Raw genomic sequence first — 594 nt, 5'->3', positions numbered from 1 at the left:
GGCCACGCCCTCCACGAACTCCCCGGAACCGGCCGCCCCGAACGCTCCGCACCCGGCCTCGCTCCAGGCGGCGCTCTACTCGGCGCCCCAGGCGGCCCTGCGCTCGGTGCTCCGCTCGGCGCTCCGGTCGGCGATCAGCGTGGAGATCCGCTCGGACAGCTCGCGCGCGTCGATCCCCGCGCGTTCGAGCACCTCGACGGCCCGGGAGTCCGGGTCGGCGACGAGCGCGGCGAACAGATCGGGCGCGTCGGCCGCGTGCCCGCCACGCCGCCGGGCCCGCTCCCCGGCCTGGCGCAGGGCATCGGCCGCCGCCGGGGACCAGTCACCCGCCTCGCCCGTGGCGGGACGGGGTACGACGGCGATCGCGCCCGAGTCCTCCACGCTGCCCTGCCAGCGCAGGCCGTAGCCGATGCTGCGCTGCACCAGATACCCGAGGAGCCGGGCGAGTTGGGGCGGGCCGCCGACGACGGAGCGCACCTCGGGGTCCTGTTCGAGGAGCGAGTGCAGCAGATGGGCGGTGTCGACCTGCCGGTCGCCGTCCCGCACGGCCCGGCGGCGGGCACCAGCGACCACCGTCGCGAGCTCGACGCCGAG

General features: G+C 77.4%; 1 protein-coding gene. It reads right to left on the bottom strand.

Annotation, left to right across the window (positions count from 1 at the left end):
* Positions 1-75: 75 nt before the first annotated feature.
* On the bottom strand, positions 76-594 hold a 519-nt coding region (locus tag CCN72_RS35575; RefSeq protein WP_086812508.1), incomplete at its 5' end, for a Clp protease N-terminal domain-containing protein.

The sequence above is a fragment of the Streptomyces murinus genome (genome assembly GCF_002154555.1).
In the GTDB taxonomy this organism is placed as follows: Bacteria; Actinomycetota; Actinomycetes; order Streptomycetales; family Streptomycetaceae; genus Streptomyces; species Streptomyces murinus.
Note: the sequence above shows the minus strand (reverse complement) of the source record. Positions and strands in the feature narration are given on the sequence as shown.